Origin of the sequence: Pseudomonas sp. JV414 (assembly GCF_032424305.1) — a bacterium.
GTDB classification, from domain to species: Bacteria; Pseudomonadota; Gammaproteobacteria; order Pseudomonadales; family Pseudomonadaceae; genus Aquipseudomonas; species Aquipseudomonas lini.
The window spans coordinates 260915-275364 of sequence record NZ_VYKC01000009.1 but is presented as its reverse complement, the minus strand read 5'-3'; the positions used below and the strand labels follow the sequence as shown (position 1 = coordinate 275364).

At 58.4% G+C, this 14450-nt stretch carries 9 protein-coding genes; 7 read left to right on the top strand and 2 right to left on the bottom strand.

Annotation, left to right across the window (positions count from 1 at the left end):
- The first annotated feature begins 159 nt into the window (after positions 1-159).
- The 7 genes from F6R97_RS12180 to F6R97_RS12150 all read left to right on the top strand — a co-directional run bounded on the left by F6R97_RS12180 (position 160) and on the right by F6R97_RS12150 (position 10610).
- Positions 160-2178: a type VI secretion system tip protein VgrG gene (locus tag F6R97_RS12180; protein WP_315866607.1), complete on the top strand. Its 2019-nt coding sequence runs from the start codon at positions 160-162 to the stop codon at positions 2176-2178.
- The gene (locus tag F6R97_RS12175) at positions 2168-2905 is read left to right on the top strand and encodes a DUF4123 domain-containing protein (RefSeq protein WP_315866606.1); all 738 of its coding nucleotides are present in this window, start codon (positions 2168-2170) and stop codon (positions 2903-2905) included. The genes F6R97_RS12180 and F6R97_RS12175 overlap by 11 nt, the downstream gene beginning before the upstream one ends.
- Positions 2905-7557, top strand: a complete 4653-nt coding sequence (locus F6R97_RS12170; RefSeq protein WP_315866605.1) for an RHS repeat-associated core domain-containing protein — start codon at positions 2905-2907, stop codon at positions 7555-7557. The genes F6R97_RS12175 and F6R97_RS12170 overlap by 1 nt, the downstream gene beginning before the upstream one ends.
- 2 nt (positions 7558-7559) lie before the next feature.
- Positions 7560-7943: a hypothetical protein gene (locus F6R97_RS12165; RefSeq protein ID WP_038978650.1), complete on the top strand. Its 384-nt coding sequence runs from the start codon at positions 7560-7562 to the stop codon at positions 7941-7943.
- 188 nt (positions 7944-8131) lie between these two features.
- On the top strand, positions 8132-8437 hold the full coding sequence (locus tag F6R97_RS12160) for a hypothetical protein (RefSeq protein WP_315866604.1): 306 nt from the start codon (positions 8132-8134) through the stop codon (positions 8435-8437).
- A gap of 699 nt (positions 8438-9136) precedes the next feature.
- Positions 9137-9460 (top strand): hypothetical protein, encoded by a 324-nt coding sequence (locus F6R97_RS12155; RefSeq protein ID WP_080772062.1) that lies wholly within the window; start codon positions 9137-9139, stop codon positions 9458-9460.
- Positions 9461-9770: 310 nt separating this feature from the next.
- On the top strand, positions 9771-10610 hold the full coding sequence (locus F6R97_RS12150) for a 23S rRNA (adenine(2030)-N(6))-methyltransferase RlmJ (protein ID WP_315866603.1): 840 nt from the start codon (positions 9771-9773) through the stop codon (positions 10608-10610).
- A 140-nt stretch (positions 10611-10750) separates the two neighbouring features.
- On the opposite strand, the gene msrA is transcribed toward F6R97_RS12150, so the two are convergent.
- Positions 10751-11398, bottom strand: a complete 648-nt coding sequence (gene msrA, locus F6R97_RS12145) for a peptide-methionine (S)-S-oxide reductase MsrA (protein ID WP_038978654.1) — start codon at positions 11396-11398, stop codon at positions 10751-10753.
- A 232-nt stretch (positions 11399-11630) separates the two neighbouring features.
- Entirely contained in the window at positions 11631-14324 is a 2694-nt protein-coding gene (locus F6R97_RS12140; protein WP_315866602.1) for a putative bifunctional diguanylate cyclase/phosphodiesterase, read from the bottom strand.
- Positions 14325-14450: the final 126 nt, after the last annotated feature.

Genomic DNA, 14450 nt, shown 5'->3' with positions numbered 1-14450 from the left:
ACACACTACATCTGCGAGGAATGTCTGTAGCCAAACATCCCGATTTTTGAAGGAAAAATCCCTAAAAAAGCAGGACAAATCTGATTTCCCTGTCCCTCCCTCAACACCCCTTGTCGCTCATGCAGAATCGCCCGCCTTCATTCTGCAGAGACACATCGGATGTTCGCGCCTGCCAATCAACCGCGTTTCATGTTGACCCTAGACGGCGTCCAGAATGAGCTCAAGGTACTTGAGTTCACGGGCAAGGAAGCCATCAGCCAACCCTACCGTTTTGACCTGGAACTGGTAAGTGAGCGCCCGGATCTAGAACTCGAAAGCCTGCTGCACCGTCAGGCGTTTCTGAGTTTCGATGCGCAAGGTTCCGGTATTCACGGTCAGATTTTTCGCGTCGGCCAGAGCGATTCCGGCCAACGTCTGACGGGCTACCAAATCAGTCTCGTACCGCGTCTGGCGTACCTCGCTCGGCGCATCAATCAGCGAATTTTCCAGCACAAAAGTGTGCCGACGATTGTCACGCAAATCCTCAAAGACCACGGCATCCAGCGCGATGCCTACGAGTTCCAGCTCGGCAGCAACTACCCCGAGCGCGAGTACTGCGTGCAATACACCGAAAGCGATCTGGCATTCATCCAGCGGTTATGTGCAGAAGTCGGCATTCATTACCACTTCCAGCACAGCCCCGACGGGCATCTGTTGGTGTTCGGCGATGATCAGACGGTTTTCCCCCGGCTGCCCGAGCCGACGCTGTACCTGCCGGGCAGCGGGATGGCGGCAGATGCACCAGCGATCAAGCGTTTCAACGTGCGGCTGGAAACCCGGACCACCGCGGTCACTCGCCGGGACTACGACTTCCATAAACCGCGTTTACAACTCGAAAGCCGCCTCGACAGTGAGCAGCGACCGGTGCTCGAGGACTACCACTATCCCGGCCAATTCACCGATCGCGATCACGGTAAACAACTGGCTCAACGGGCTCTGGAGCGCCACGCTGCAGATTACCGCCAAGCCGAAGGTCGCGGCGACGAATCTGCTTTGGTCAGTGGGCATTTCCTACACCTCGCCGAACACCCGCGTCAGACGTGGAATGACCTGTGGTTGATCACCGAAGTTGAACACCGTGGCCGACAGCCGCAGGTGCTGGAAGAGTCGGCCACCAGCGACAGCCCGGATGATTTCCAAGGCTATCGCAATACCTTTCTGGCGACGCCGTGGGACGTTTCCTTTCGCCCGCCGCTGGGGCCAGAAAAGCCACGCATGCTTGGCTATCAGCCCGCCGTGGTTACCGGCCCGACTGACAGCGAAATCCATTGCGACGAGTACGGCCGGGTCAAGGTTCAACTCGCCTGGGACCGTGACGGTCAGCTCAACGAGCATTCCAGTTGCTGGTTGCGTGTCGCCACTGGCTGGGCGCATGACCGCTACGGCAGCGTGATGATTCCGCGCGTCGGCATGGAAGTGCTAGTGGGGTTCGTCGACGCCGATGCCGACAAACCGCTGGTCATGGGTTGCCTGCCCAACGCGGCGACCCCGGTGCCACTCGATCTGCCGGCGAACAAGACCCGCAGCATTTTCCGCAGCCAAAGTAGTCCCGGTGGCGGCGGTTACAACGAATTGCGCATCGAGGATCGCAAAGGCGCCGAGGAAATCTACCTGCGCGCCCAGCGAAACTGGACTCAGCATGTACTGAACGATCAACAGGTACAGGTCGATAACCAGCGCAGCATCGTCGTCACCGGCACCGCCCGCCATGAGTTGAAGGCTGACGAAAAACGCATCACCCACGGTCAGCGCCAGACCGAAGTGCGGCTGGACGATCACCTGGTGGTGGTCGGCGACCGACACATTCGCGTGACCAGTCAGGCCCTCAACGCCAGTCAGCAATTCCACGTCAGCGCCGGCCAGCAAGTGGTCATCGACGGCGGCGCCAGCGCGACCATTCAAGCAGGGGGGCAGTGGATCAACATCGGCCCCGGCGGAATTTTCAGCAGCGTGCCGATTCAGGTCGGTGGTGCGCCGATGGCAGCCATGGCGGCGGTGCCGAGCCTGCCGGATGCTCCGTTGAAACTCGCAGCCGCCCCAGCGGCGCTGCTCAGTGCCGCACAAATACTCAGCCTGCAAAGTGACGCGCCATTCTGCGAAGAATGCGAGCGCTGCAAGGACGGTGTTTGTGCCGCCTGATGCCTTGTCACCTCTCGCCTGGCTGGAACGCCAGCCGCTGAAACCGTCGGAGCAACTGTTCGCGATCTTCAGCAGTGCCAGTGCTGCTGAACCGTTCAAAGCCTGGCAACGCTCGATCACGGCTCAAGCGCCGAGTCCGATCTGGGCTGGCACCGCGTATGCCGAGTGGGAAGCGGTGATGCCCTATGTCGGAATCGTCGCGGCTGGCAGTGAGTTTCTGGAGTGGGTCGCCACTACTGAGTCTCGTGACTGGGGTTGGCTGGCGGTTTCTTCTGCCCCTCAAGAAGCGCTGGTCGAACATTTGCGCAGTCTCACTCAAGTTCTTTTACCAAACGGCAACGTGGTGTTTTTCCGTTTTTGGGATGCGCGTTATTTGTTGTCGATTCTGCAGTCTGTCGACGTTAACGCCACGCAGTTAATGCCTGTCATCGAGCGTTGTTTGATCAATGGGCAACCGCTCGATATCGGTGGCAGTGCATTGAAAACCGCTAGGGATTTTCCGTGGTGGGAAGTTTCTGAATCACTGCTCAAACACCTCTCCACTGAGTCCGCCACAACCCGCATCAACAACTTGATGAAGTGGTTGAACGAAGACCGCCCAGACCTTTACGAAGCGCTTTCCGAAAGTGTGTTGCGGCACAAAGTCGCGACCTTTTTGCAAGCGCCGGACCTGCCTCAAGCACCGAAATCAGCTTTGGTGGATTACCTGATATCGGAGCTGGACTGATGGATCAGATCGTACGGATCGAGCAGGAGCTCGACGGTTTCAAAGACACCTTGAGTTTGTATCGCCAGCAACTTGGCAGCTTCTTGAGCAGGAGTGCGAACAGGGTTAGCCGGGCGATGGATATGCCGTCGCTGATGGACATGGAGCGGCTGATAAAACTTGGGAACACCACGACTGCTGTGAGCAGTGGCGATGATGATTTCTTGTCGGGTGTTGCGCAGTGTCCGGCAAATGGAATTCTGGAAATCGAGAGCAAGTTCGAATCAGTTTATGACATTCCGTTGGGGAATATTCAGGTCGATGTGATCGCCATGGATGGCGGTAAGTCGACGCCTGTGACGCTCGATGAGAACGGCAAAGGGAAGTTCGAAGGCTTACCCGGAAAGTTCTATCGCGTTCATGTCCAGAGTGAAGTCACCCCAACTCAAATCGATGATCTGTTCTCCTCCTACGATGGCCTGACCATAGAGCTGGAGGGCTGGCTGCGCAAGGAGTGGGAAGGGTTCAAACCGCAATGGTCGCAGCAATCGACATCGGCATCGTTAGCGGCAGTGGGCAATGGAGTGCTCGCAGGAAGTTGGGCTGCGATTCAGGCTGTTTGGGATGGCATTGGTGAACTCACCGACATCCTGAAAGACCCCGACGCCTTTGCCGAAAAGCTCGGTGAAAGTGCCGGTCAACTCGCCGATCTGGCCGTCACTGCCCCAGACAAAATGGAAAAGGCCATGTTGCTGGCCAGCGACGAGGCAGCACTGTGTTTGCTGGTACGCACCGCAGTGCTATGGCTCGAAGCATTGCCACCTTCGCAACTTGCCGGGTCCTCGGCTGAAGCCATTTCCAAGGTCGTGGTCGGTTTGGTCATCGACTTGTTAATTGGCTTGGTGCTGAGTGTCGTGGGGGTAGGCATTGCCTGGCTGACGGTGCGCCTGGCCAAGTACAGCGCGCAGATTTTTCAGGCCGCAATGGGCTTCGTGAAGTCGATGGTCGCGATCATCAACAACTTCATGGAGTACGTCGACCGCTATAAAAAAGTCGCCGCGCGCGGTGTTGCAGCGGGACTGAAAAAGGGTCGCATGCAATTGCGCTGGAATGGCCGCAAGAACACCACACTGAAAAAAGACGAACACCACGACGACGTCCCGGATCAGGCGAAAAACCCCAACGGCGACAGCGCCGATTCCGCGGATAAAACCGCCACCAACAAATGCCCGGTGTCGATGGTCACCGGCGAAGAACTGCTGACCCTCACCGACGGTGCGCTGGACGGGCTCCTGTCGTTCGACTTCACCCGGCTCTATCGCACCAGTGCTGCCGAGATCGACTGCGGGCTGGGTTTTGGCTGGAGTCATTCGCTCGCCCATCGGTTGGAAATTGACGGCGATCAGGTCATCTGGATCGACCACGAAAACCGCCGTACCCCGTTTCCATTACCGAACCATGAACGCCCGGCGATCCACAATAGCCTGTCGCGCGCGGCGATTTATCTCGGCGATGAGCCCGAAGAACTGATCCTCGCCCAGGCCGGCGAGGAATTGCGGTTCTACCACTTCCACAACGGTCGGCTGACGGCGATCAGCGACGCGTACGACAACCGCCTGCGCGTCACCCGCGACCGCCAGCAGCGCATCCAACGCCTCGACAACGGTGCCGGCCGCGCCTTGCTGTTGCGCTATGACCGCGCTCATCTGATCGCCGTCGACTACCAGCGTTTCGTTCCGGCGCAGACCCTCGCCGAGGCGACCTGGCACACCGAGCAGACGCTGGTCAGTTATCGCTACGACGAATGCGCGCAACTGATCGAAGCGAGCAACGCCGCCGGGGAAAGCGAGCGTTACGACTACGACGACCGGCACGTGATTTTGCAGCGGCAACTGGCCGGTGGCGCGAGTTTCTTCTGGGCGTGGGAACGGTCCGGCAAGGCGGCGCGCTGCATCCGGCATTGGGCGTCATTTGCGCAGATGGATGCGTGCTACGTCTGGGACGATCAGGGCACCGTTACCGTCCACAACGTCGACGGCAGCCAAGAGGTTTACGTCCACGACGACCGGGCACGGCTGGTGCGCAAGGTCGAGCTGAATGGTGGCGAACAGCTCAAGGCCTACGACGACAACGGCCGCTTGGTGGCTGAGCAGGATCCACTCGGAGCCGTCACTGAATACCGCTACGACGACGTCGGACGGTTGGTGGCGCTGATTCCGCCGGAAGATGAGCCAGCGGCCTACGAGTACCGCAATGGTTTCCTGCATGCGCGCTATCGCGGCAAGGCCGTATGGAAATACCAGCGCAATGCGCAGGGCGATGTCACCGAGGCGACCGATCCTGACGGGCAGGTCACCCACTATCACTACGACGAACAAGGCCGACTGCTGTCGATCCGCTACCCGGACACCAGCCGGCATGTGTTCGTCTGGAATGCCTTGGGGCAACTGGTCGAGGAAACGCTGCCGGATGGCGGGCAGCGAAAGTTTTCCTACGATGCGTTGGGGCGGCAGACGATCCGTCAGGACGAACACGGTGCTGTCACCCAGTACCAGTGGGATGCTATCGGCCGACTGATCCAGACGATTTTGCCTACCGGTGCCACTCGCGGATTCAGCTACAACGCCTACGGCAAGATCACCGCCGAACGCGATGAACTGGGCCGCGTCACCCGCTACGAATACGCCGACGACCTGCACCTGGTCAGCCGCCGGATCAACCCTGACGGCACCCAGCTGAAGTACCGCTACGACAACGCGCAGCTGTTGCTGACGGAAATCGAAAACGAATCCGGCGAACACTATCGGCTGGACTACACGCCCAACGGCCTGATCCGACAGGAAACCGGCTTCGACGGCCGCCGCACCGCGTACGCCTACGACCTCAATGGGCACCTGCTGGAGAAAACCGAGTTCGGCGACGACGGCTCGCAGCTGGTTACGGCCTATCAACGAGATTCGGCCGGGCGCCTGTTGCTCAAGACGTTGCCCGACGGCATCAAGGTCGAATACCACTACGACTCGCTGGGCCGACTGATCAGCGTCGACGATAGCCACGACCACCCGCTGGAATTCGAGTACGACCAGCAGGACCGCCTGATCACCGAGCACCAGGGCTGGGGCACCTTGCGTTATGGCTATGACGCCTGCGGCCAGCTCAACCGCCTGCGTCTGCCGGACGGCAGCAAACTCGATTATCACCACGCCAAGGGCGGCGCGCTGACGGCGATCGACCTCAACGGCACACGCCTCACCACCCACCAATTCGCTTTCGGCCGCGAACAGCAGCGTCAACAGGGTCAGCTCACCAGCCAATACCACTACGACGAACAAGGCCGGTTGCAAGCCCACGCAATCAACCAGCAATCCAGTCCGCTGTACATGCGCCATTACGGGTATGCGGTCAACGGCAACTTGGCGACCATCGCCGACAGTCGTCATGGCCAGCGCAGCTATTACTACGACGCACTCAACCGCCTGACCCGCGTGCGCCACACCCGCGACGACCCAGCGGAAACCTTCGCCCACGACCCGGCCGGCAATCTGCTGATGCAGGACCGCCCCGGCCCGGCCGCCGTCAAAGGCAATCGCCTGTTGATGCAGGGCGACCGCCATTACGACTACGACGCCTTCGGTAACCTAATCCGCGAACGCCGCGGCACCGCGCAGAAACTCGTCACCGAATACCGCTACGACTGCCAGCACCGGCTGGTCGACGTCACCACCCCGGACGGTCGTTGCTCAAGCTACCGCTACGACGCGTTCGGCCGCCGCATCGCCAAAACCGTCGACGGCAAAACCACCGAGTTCTTCTGGCAAGGCGACCACCTCGTTGCTGAAAGCAGCCGCGAGCATTACCGCAGCTACCTCTACGAGCCCGGCAGCTTCCGCCCGCTGGCCATGCTTGACGGCAAAGGCCCGAAAAAGGCCTGCCCGTTCTATTACCAACTCGACCACCTCGGCACGCCGCAGGAACTGACGGGTTACAGCGGCGAGATTGTGTGGTCGGCGAAGTACAACGCCTATGGCAAAGTCACGCATCTGGCGTTCGGCGGGGGCGAGCAGCTTGAGCAACCGTTACGGTTTCAGGGTCAGTACTTCGACGCCGAGAGCGGTCTGCACTACAACCGGCATCGCTACTACAATCCGGATATTGGTCGGTACCTGACGCCGGACCCGATCAAGTTGGCGGGTGGGCTGAACCAGTACCAGTACACGCCGAACCCGACGGGGTGGGTGGATCCGTTGGGGTTGAGTACTTGCCCCGGCGGCGATGGTTGTGAAAAGCCGTCGTTTGGAGAGCAGGATCCGTTGGATACGGCGGTAGCTGGCGGGGAGCCTCAATTGCCGGAGGTGTCCCGTGATACGCCTCAGATGGGATATCACGAAGAAACTTATGCGAATAAGCCAGTTAAACCCCAGGATGCCACCAATAAGTGGGAAGAGTTTTTAGGTAAGGGTCCCTATACAAACAATCACCCAAGGACGAATCTCCCGGATTCTGACAGATTGGTTTCAGCGGACGGTAAGAGAAGCATTCGATACGGAGCACATGAAATGGGTGGCAAGCCGAGTAAGCATCATTACCACGAGGAGAAGTGGATACTCCAGTTAAAGGAGAATGTTATGAACGTTGAAAATACCGTTGTCCGCGTCCCATTACTGAAGAAATAAGTATGAAAATAACCATAGATCTCGTGACTCTTGTTGCCAAAGAAGTTCTAGTTGGGTTTTCAACCAATGTCGGGTCCGCAACCGCCGTTTGGCGTGCTGCCCCGCCGAAAGTTGGCGAACAGCATGATGTCGAATTAGAAATCGATGATGAGTTTGTTTGGGGTGAGAATGCTTGTTTTTCGCTCAATAATGCTCACTCTATTGGAGTGATGGATGGCATCGTAACTATGACGGGGACTTTGATCTCAAATGATATGGAGGGCGGCGCAGTTGTTGATGTGGGTGGGTCAATAATATTTATTGAGTTGATTGGATGTGCGGAAACTGACTCGGTGTTCGTGGGCTTAAAGGTTAAGAATGTGAATGTTTTTCCGACAGGTGTCTGAAGGGATTCAGCAGTTTTTCAATTGTTGTCGCGAAAAATAGTTGGGAGGATGAGCAGCTACAAATAAATCCGTCCCCTTTTTAATAATCTTTGGTGTGAAGAGGTGCTGCATGCCGAATATCAAATGAATCTGTCCCAATTCGGTCTGCCCTTGATTAAATGCTTTCTGCTTTTTAGAGGTTGGTTCTTTTGTTGAAGGTTGTTGAAAAAGAAAACACTGCATCATTGCGTAAGCAAATGGATAGCGCCGGATGCGTATTCAAATTTTTGGTTCTTTCGCCGGAATCTGAGATTGAAGCTGATGAAAGCATGCATAGACATGCGTTAATAGCGCTTCATGAGTTGCTGATGGCAGAGGCGATGGAGTGGCACGAAAATCTCATCAAAGATCCAAAATATGAGGATTATCCGGAACCGCTGATTAGTTGGGATTTAGAAAATGCCATAGCTACTCCACTCAGTCGGGATGAGGTGCGGCATCTGACTATCCACTGATAGAACCGATATTTTTGAGCGGTTAGCGCTATACGCCTGCTTTGTAAATCCTCCGTATCGTGCTCGGTTTAAAAATGGGAAGGCGGAGGCGCAGTCGGTTTTTCTCAAATGGTGCGAACTCCTTGGGTTAAACGAAATAGATGATGTCTCAGTGGTGAATTGGGTCGAGCGGCTCAACACAGGTCTGCATGGTTATGACGACACCATTGCAAGTGTCGAGTCATGGAGCAACTATTTCGATGCAGGCTTGGAGTGGTGGGGGGTGTGGTGTCTCACGATCTGGAATCCCAAGCGTCGAACTATCAGCGCGTTGATTGCAAGCACCACAGACTGATTCGGCTGTTTAGAATTCTGGCAACGATCGCGAAATTTCTGGGCAAGGTCGTCGGAAGTTTCCTTCAAGATGTAGCGGTTTCCATGAACTGGTGGACGCTGGGTTACAGGGATAGTCTTTCTCTGTCATCGCGGAAGCGGTGGCAGGGTGTAGGAACCCTTACTCCAACGTGCATCAGCGCTGTCGGTTGATTGCGGCACTTAAATTGTGTCCGTAACATCGTTCGCGGCGGCTGTGTGCGGGACACGCTTCGGCGTGGCTGAGTTGGAGTACCTCAGTTTCCTACTCCCGCGCACGGCTGCCACCCAAACCCGTAGGAAAGGTCGTTGGCAGCTTCAAGCTAGTACTCTAAGGATGTTCAAAAAATGACGACGTTAACCCCCGATCCACCCTACGAAAAAATAATCCCCCACCCCAAAAACCGCTTCATGGCCCTTACCAGCAACTGCACCGACATGCCCACGTTGTTCGTCGATACCCACGCGCCGCTCGATGTTTTGTATGACGCTGCCAACTATCGAATTCGCGCCGTCACTCAGGTGCTTGAGAATATGTCCATGCGCGGTTCGGTCGAGTGTGAGTCCTTCATTCTCAGCGACTTTGCCTTGCTCTGCGCTATTCCATTGCGCGATGGGTGTGATGTGCTGGATGTGATTGGGCGGCGGTTGCGGGCTCGGCCTTCGGAATAGCGTCGAGTGGCTTTTGTGGCGAGGGAGCTTGCTCCCGTTGGGTTGCGGAGTGGCCCCAAAAACCTGCAACCCGGTTTTGTCGGTGGTACCGAGGGGCTTGGTTTTGGCGACTGCTTCGCAGTCGAGCGGGAGCAAGCTCCCTCGCCACAGGTTTTGCGATGTGGCGGGATATTTTGGGGCTGCTGCGCAGCCCAACGGGGGCAAGCCCCCTCGCCACAGGGTTTGTGGGGCTGCAACTGCCCGCTCGGCTGCGAGGCCCTGACGTTCGCCTCGGTACAAGGTAAACTTCCCGGCCTTCGCAGGAGCAATCATGAATTATCGTCACGCCTTCCATGCCGGCAATCACGCCGATGTGTTCAAACACCTGACTTTGACCCGCCTCATCGCCTTGATGTCGCGCAAGGAGCAGCCGTTTGCCTATCTCGACACTCACGCCGGTATTGGTCTGTATGACCTGCAGGGCGATCAGGCCAGTCGTACCGGCGAGTACCTGGAAGGGATCGCGCGGTTGTGGGATCAGCCGGATTTGCCGGTGCTGACCGCCGATTACATGAAGGTGCTGCACGACATGAACCCGGATGGCCAGTTGCGCTATTACCCGGGCTCGCCGGAGCTGGCGCGGCGTCTGACGCGGCCGCAGGATCGGCTGATGCTTAACGAGAAGCACCCCGAAGATGGCTTGCTGCTCAAGGACAACATGGCCGGTGATCGTCGGGTGAAGGTTCATCTGGGCGAAGGCTGGCATGTGCCGCGGGCGATGTTGCCGGTGCAGGAGAAGCGGGCGGTGATGTTGATTGATCCGCCGTTCGAGCAGCTCGATGAGATGCAGCGTTGTGCGGCGTCGTTGAAAGAAGCGATTGGCCGGATGCGTCAGACGGTGGCGGCGATTTGGTACCCGGTGAAGGATCAGCGCATGTTGCGGCGGTTCTATCAGGATCTGGCCGGCACGGGCGCGCCGAAGTTGTTGCGGGTGGAGTTGTTGGTGCATCCGTTGGATACGCCCAATAGCCTGAATGGTTCGGGGTTGGCGATTGCCAATCCGCCGTGGGGGCTGGAAGAGGAATTGCGTGAGTTGCTGCCGTGGTTGTCCAAGAAGCTTGGGCAGACTCAGGGTGGGTGGCAGATGGATTGGTTGATTGCCGAGAGTTGATACATTGCATTAGTGGCGTCTGATCCGACGCCATCGCGGGCAAGCCCGCTCCCACAGGGATTTATGTCGATCACAACATAGTGGTCAGACACATAACCTGTGGGAGCGGGCTTGCCCGCGATGCTTTCAGGGCCCGAAAATCAGATCGGGCAGGTCACGCCCGTACCGCCAATCCCGCAATACCCTTCAGGGTTTTTCGCCAGGTACTGCTGGTGATACGCCTCGGCGAAGTAGAACGTCGGGGCTTCTTCGATTTCGGTGGTGATGGTGCCTTTGCCAGCCTTGGTCAACTCGGCCTGGAAGACTTGCTCGCTGTGCTTGGCCGCAGCCAGTTGAGTCGGATTGGTGGCGTAGATTACCGAGCGGTACTGGGTGCCGATGTCATTGCCCTGGCGCATGCCCTGGGTCGGGTTGTGCAGTTCCCAGAACATCTTCAGCAGCGCTTCGTAGCTGACTTTTGCCGGCTCGTAAACCACGAGCACGACTTCGCTGTGGCCGGTCAGGCCCGAGCAGACTTCTTCATACGTCGGGTTTGGCGTAAAACCGCCGGCGTATCCCACCGCCGTACTGACCACCCCTTCGCGCTGCCAGAACTTGCGTTCCGCGCCCCAGAAGCAGCCCAGGCCGAAGATCGCGAAATCCACGTCGGTGACGAACGGGCCCAGCAGCGGGGCGTCGTGGACGAAGTGTTTTTCCGGCACGGTCATTGGGGTTTCGCGGCCAGGCAGAGCTTGTTCTTTAGTCGGGAGCACGTTTTTGTTCACCAGGATTTCCGAGCGCAAGACCATGATCAGTCCTCTCAGTCAGGTTGAGATGTAAATAAACAGACTGCCAGTGTGCCTAATGCCGGTCAGTTACGCACTACCCCTGTTGGAGTGGGACCTGTGGCGAGGGGGCTTGCCCCCGTTTGAGTGCGCAGCACTCACAAGATTTTTGAACATCATAGATTTTGGGGCTGCTTTGCAGCCCAACGGGGGCAAGCCCCCTCGCCACAGGCTCGCTCCCACAGGGGGGGCTCAGTCAGACGATTGGACCGCGCGGGTAGCGTTTGAGCTTTTCGATCAGCTCGGAACCCGGGATCGGTCGGTCGAACAGGTAGCCCTGGCCGACGTCGCAGCGGTGGCGGCGCAGGAAGGCCAACTGCTCGGCCGTCTCGATGCCTTCAGCTACAACCTTGAGTTTCAGGTTGTGGGCCATGGCGATCACCGCGGAGGTGATTTCCATGTCGTCCTGGTTGTCGGGAATTTCGTGGATGAAGCTTCGATCGATCTTGATGATGTCGATCGGGAATTTTTTCAAGTAACTGAGCGACGAGTAACCGGTGCCGAAGTCGTCCATCGCCAGGGTCAGGCCCAGACGTTTGAGCTGATCGAGCTGCAAGTGGGTGTCTTCGGTGGCTTCCAGCAGCAGGCCTTCGGTCAGTTCCAGCTCCAGCAGGTTCGCCGGCAGCTCTTCTTCCTTGAGGATGTTGGCGATGGACGCCACCAGGTCCGGGTCGGAGAACTGCTTGGGCGAGAGGTTGATCGCCACTTGCAGGTTGCCGAGGCCGGCGGCGGTCAGTTCTTTGCTCATGCGGCAGGCCTGGCGGGCGATCCATTTGCCGATCGGGATGATCAGCCCGGTTTCTTCGGCAACGCTGATGAATTGATCCGGGCGGATCATGCCTTTTTCCGGATGATTCCAGCGCAGCAGCGCTTCCATCCCCAGCAAGCGACCGCTGCGCAGGCACAGCTTGGGCTGGTAGAACACGTCCAGCTCGTTCTGGGTCAGGGCGCGGCGCAGGTTGTTCTCGACGAACAGTTTGTAGCTGGCCTCGGCATTCAGCGCTTCGGTGAACACCTGCACTTGGTGTTTGCCATTGGCCTTGGCCTTGTGCAGCGCCAGGCCGGCGTTACGCATCAGTGTTTGTGGGTCGCGGCCATGCAGCGGCGCGCAGGCCAGGCCCACGGAGCCGGTGACGCTGATCAACTGGTTGTCGACAAACATCGGTTTGTCGAGGGTCGCCAGCAATTGGTTGGCGACCTGCTGGCCTGTCGAGAGGTCAGTGTCGTCCAGCAGCACCGCGAATTCGTTACTGGCGAAGCGCGCCAGACTGCCGCTCGGGCTCAGGCTGTTGCGCAAGCGTCGCGCCAGGCTGATCAGCAATTTATCGCCGGTCTGGTGGCCGAGGCTGTCGTTGATGCGTTTGAAGTTGTCGATGTCTACCAGCAACAGGCTGATCGGCGTGTCGCTGTCTCGGGCGAAGCGTTCGTCGAGGTTGCGGATGAATGCCGGGCGGTTGCCGAGGTTGGTCAGGTTGTCGGTGTAGGCCAGGCGTTCTATGCGCTGCTGGGCGAGCTTGGTCTGGGTGATGTCTTCGTAGATACCGATGTAGTGCGTCAGCTCACGGTTGTCGCCATAGACCTTGGAAATCGACAGCTGACCCCAGTAGGGTTCGAGGTTTTTGCGCCGGCTCTTGAACTCGCCCTGCCAGCTGTTGCTCTTGGCCAATGCCGATGGCGCGTCGAACAGCAGTTCGCTGAGGTTTTCCAGTGCCGGCAGTTCCGACAGCCGCTGGCCGTGGACTTCCTCGGTGGTGTACTGGGTGATCGCCGTGAAGCTTGGATTGACGTATTCCACCACGCCATCGCAATTGACCAGCAGAAAGGCGTTGGCGCTTTGCTCCACCGCACGCTGGAACAGGTGCAGGGCGCTGGTGGCGGTGCGGCGGTTGTGGTTGTTGATGACTTGGGCGAACTGATCCGCCAACTCGCCGGCAAAGGCGATTTCGTCCGACTGCCAGGCGCGGGTTGCACCGATCTGCTCCAGGCAGAGCACGCCGACCACTTGGCCATCGACGCGGATGCTGGCGTCGAGCATGGCGTTGACGTCGCGCGGGCGCAGGCTCTCGGCTATTTCCCGGGTGCGCGGGTCGTGCATGGCGTTGTGGGCATCGATGGCGCGCCCGGTGTGCAAGGCGTCGAGGTAATCGGGATAACCACTGGCTTCGATGGGGGCCGGCAGTTGGTAATCCCGGGTGGCGCGGTGATAGGCCGAGATCGGCGTCAGCAACGAGCCGTCGAGGTGCCATAGGCTGGCGCAGTCGACTTCATAGATGTCGCAGGCGCTGCGGGTGATCAGCTCGGCGGCTTCTTGCAGGGAGTTGTTGGTGCTGTAGCGCTGGCGGGTCAGCAGCAGAATCAGATCTTGCTGGGCGCGCACCCGGTCCAGGTGCTGCAGTTGTTCCTGCTGGGCGCGCTGATTGAGTTCCAGGGCAATTTGCAGGCGTGAGTTCTGGGTTTCCAGATCCAGCGCCGGCGTTAGCGGTTCGCCGCCGAACAGACCGTCCACCACCATAAGGTAGCCGCGCAGCAGGTGTCGATTGTGTTGTTTGTAAGCTTCGCCCAGTTCCAGCAGGCTCAGTACGCCTGCGGCAGTGTGCAAGGTGTAGCGGATCAGGTAATGCGGGCTATCGGCGAGTTGCTGCTGGATCGTGTCGTGCAGTTGATAGCGCGCTTCCGGCTCCATCAGGCTGGCATAGGGCGAGCCGACCAAAGCACAGAGCTCCACTGCCGGCAGGCCAAACTGTCGCTCGCAATTGGGGTCGAGAAACAGCAGCGCCCAGCTCGGTTCATTCAGCCGTTCGAAACGCAGCATGCCGAGCCGCGAGGGCACTGGCAACTGCGTCACTACCTCGGCCACCATACGGCTGGCGGCATCGGGTTGGCTCTTCATATGGAGGGAAACTCGCTTCGAATATGCTGATCGCGCCGGGCTCTCGCCCTCTTTTCTGTTGTCTGCGGCAAGGTTGCATCATTGCAACACCGACTGACAAGAGACATGAAGGCCAAGTGCTATAAG

Coding starts and splice junctions, on each gene's coding strand:
- F6R97_RS12180 (WP_315866607.1), top strand. CDS start 160: ATGTTCGCGCCTGCCAATCAACCGCGTTTCATGTTGACCCTAGACGGC.
- F6R97_RS12170 (WP_315866605.1), top strand. CDS start 2,905: ATGGATCAGATCGTACGGATCGAGCAGGAGCTCGACGGTTTCAAAGAC.
- F6R97_RS12165 (WP_038978650.1), top strand. CDS start 7,560: ATGAAAATAACCATAGATCTCGTGACTCTTGTTGCCAAAGAAGTTCTA.
- F6R97_RS12155 (WP_080772062.1), top strand. CDS start 9,137: ATGACGACGTTAACCCCCGATCCACCCTACGAAAAAATAATCCCCCAC.
- F6R97_RS12150 (WP_315866603.1), top strand. CDS start 9,771: ATGAATTATCGTCACGCCTTCCATGCCGGCAATCACGCCGATGTGTTC.
- msrA (WP_038978654.1), bottom strand. CDS start 11,398: ATGGTCTTGCGCTCGGAAATCCTGGTGAACAAAAACGTGCTCCCGACT.
- F6R97_RS12140 (WP_315866602.1), bottom strand. CDS start 14,324: ATGAAGAGCCAACCCGATGCCGCCAGCCGTATGGTGGCCGAGGTAGTG.